The organism is Monashia sp. HAY1-2A, from assembly GCF_056755315.1.
Window position 1 is genome coordinate 1 of the sequence record NZ_JBNDHY010000566.1, and the last position, 253, is coordinate 253.

Sequence of the window (253 nt, forward strand, 5' to 3'; positions counted from 1 at the left end):
CCTGAGAGGGCGACCGGCCACACTGGGACTGAGACACGGCTCAGACTCCTACGGGAGGCAGTAGTGGGGAATATTGCACAATGGGCGGAAGCCTGATGCAGCGACGCCGCGTGAGGGATGACGGCCTTCGGGTTGTAGACCTCTTTCAGCAGGGAAGAAGCGGAAGTGACGGTACCTGCAGAAGAAGCACCGGCTAACTACTTGCCAGCAGCCGCGGTAATACGTATGGTGCGAGCGTTGTCCGGAATGATTG

The 253-nt window shown here is 59.3% G+C and carries 1 rRNA gene; it reads left to right on the forward strand.

Going from position 1 to position 253, the window contains the following annotated elements:
* A 16S ribosomal RNA gene (locus ACPYOM_RS23090) occupies positions 1–253 on the forward strand; the annotation flags it as partial.